General features: G+C 45.4%; 2 protein-coding genes. Both read right to left on the bottom strand.

Translation table 11 applies throughout. The annotated features are described in order from the left end of the window. Positions 1-95: 95 nt before the first annotated feature. Positions 96-947 (bottom strand): hypothetical protein, encoded by an 852-nt coding sequence (locus Q0294_RS20330; RefSeq protein ID WP_299469110.1) that lies wholly within the window; start codon positions 945-947, stop codon positions 96-98. A gap of 138 nt (positions 948-1,085) precedes the next feature. Then, positions 1,086-2,526: hypothetical protein (locus Q0294_RS20325; RefSeq protein WP_299469108.1), on the bottom strand; the 1,441-nt coding region annotated here is incomplete at its 5' end.

Here is a 2,526-nt window from a genome sequence, read left to right as displayed (position 1 = left end):
GGATTTAAATTAGTTACGAAAAAAGAGTATGGACGAGGCTTGATGCGATCAGAGTTAAGGCGACGAGATGAGCGCTTGACGGTGTGATTCTCAATTTACTCAGACAGGATCTTGAGAAAAGAAAGATCGATTGTGCAGATCAATAGAAAAACGATTTGAAAGACGGAAGCCAGTCCCTCAATATGGGTATCTTTCACTTCTACATGATGATCTTCCAGTTTTCTCATAATCCAATACAGCAGCACTGAGGAGGCAACGAGTGCCGGGGCCAGATAGCTCAGTGAAGCCCATGTTCCCAGTAAAAGCAATGGGATTAAGCACAGGCTGCCATAACTCAGTTGCTTCCTGGATAGAGGGCGATCAGGATTGACCCATCTGGCGTCTGTATCGTGTGCGGATGCAAAGCAAATTGAAAAGGGAATGATCCATGTTCCTAAAGAGATGGAAATCAGAATCAGGATGCAGGGGATGAGAATCGAATGGAAATCAGAGAGCAGGTGATAAAAGAGCGCCACCCGTAATAACATGAAAACAATGGTGAGCACAAAAATATTGCCAGCGGATGATGACGACGCGGATTTTTGTGATACCAGAAGTGATCGACTTTGTGGGATCGATTCGGGGACAAAAGTGCGAAGAAATACCAATTCCAGTGAGGCCACGAGTAGAACGGCAATCCCCATCGGCCAGAAAAATTGGGTCACTGCCAACATCAAGGTCAATGCTAAAGCCAGACTGATACCTGCCAGCGGTAAAAAAAAGGTGCTTCTTTTTTCAATTGTTTCTTTGCGATCCGCTGGGAGATGTAACAGTGGTATCCGAAAGAAACGCTGTACCGCTACAAAAAACGCAACGATATAGTCGACCCAGTCCGTTTCATTATGACCTGCAGGACCAGGTTTGTTAAAGCGTGGGTCATCTCCCGAAGGCTCTGAAGAATTCATCATAAGGTCAAATCGTCCTCGACTTAGATGAGGCATATCTTAGAAACAGATTGTCTTTCCGAAGAATCTTCCTCGCAGGGCGCAAGAACAAGGCCCTCATAAAAAGAGGGCCTTGAATTTGAATCAACTCGAGTCAAATGCTTACTTCGTTGCGTAACGCAGATCCATCAGCATTTGTGTGATACGAACTGCCGTTTCCTGAAGTTGATATTTTTCACGGGTTTCACAGCGAGAAATATTCTCATGGACTTTAAACCAACTTTCGAAAAGTTCAGAACTTTTTGAGCGGAGGAGTGCCATCGAAGCGGGTTGGGACAGAGTGATCACGTGCAATTCATGGGCAATGGTAGTGAAATTGCGAATCGAATCTTGTGTTGAACGCCTGAAGGTGGGTGACTCTGTTGCCAGCCATTGTTCTGCAATAATGGAAAGCTGCGCACTTTGAGCTTCCAGTGAAACAACTAACTTGGAAATATCGATCTGTTCTGAAGGTTGTTCCATCCGAAGTGAAATTCGCAAGGCGTTGATAGAATCACCAACTTTATCCAACAATTGTAACGCCGCAGGACTTTCCACTGTGTGAAACAATGCTGAAAAATCTTTCCAGGAATGCTCAATGTAAGTGAAGGAGGTAATCAGTTCATTGCCGGATTCGTTATGATTTACCGTATCAATCAGATTTTCCACAGTTCCATAAAATTCGTCAGATGTTGAGATATAATTTGCGGGAGGCAAACTGATCAAAAGACGAAGCGTGGCTCTGCGATAGAATTCATCGACGTCACGCTTCAGAGCTTCCGTGAGATGAGCAATTTCCTGCAGATTGGCTCCATCCTGAGGCAGCCAGAGCAGTTCTTGAATGGAGCGATCCTGTTGGACGACGCGTTGGACTCCACGACTCAAGATGCGATTATGATATGGTCGCAGGCGAGTTGCGAAAGTGTTCCAGGAGTCACGATAAGCCAGATATTCGCGTTTAATGGAATCATAGCTCTGTCGGTCAACAATCAGATTGGAAACCTGAACCATTCGTTGTTCAATCTGTTGTCCTTCTCTCACCAGTTCAAACTTTAGTGGTTCGCGAGAAAGTTCAATTTCAATATCTTGCACTAAAATGCTCAATGCATTGCTCAGAGCAGATGTTTCTCTTAAGAGTTCTGTCCGCTTCAGTTGAGGTCCTGTTTGAAGCAGGTCGCCCAGTTTGCGGTCACTTTCATTCATGCTTGTGATGAGATTTCTGGAGTCTCGATCTAAACCTCGAACCTGCGATAATTGATTGGAAACGACTCTCCACAATTGGTCGATTTCACTGTATTCTCCGGCAAGTAAAGTATAATCACTGCTGCGGCGAACTTTGTCTGCAAGGATCGATGAACGTGCTCTCACTTTCAGCACGTCGGCAACATACTCTCGAACGCCAGGAACCTGATACATCACTCTGTTAAGACTGGTCGCCAATGCAGAGCTGTCACTGGAGAACTTTTCGAGGAGATCTCGCACTTCATTGATATTGATGCGCGAAGTGTTTAATTGAGGGGCAGGGGGCAGGTCTAAGCCTGATGGCTTATACTCACGGTCCCGG

This window comes from uncultured Gimesia sp., from assembly GCF_937919775.1.
Taxonomy (GTDB): domain Bacteria; phylum Planctomycetota; class Planctomycetia; order Planctomycetales; family Planctomycetaceae; genus Gimesia.
The sequence above is the reverse complement of the archived record's forward strand: the minus strand, read 5'-3'. Positions and strand labels throughout refer to the sequence as shown.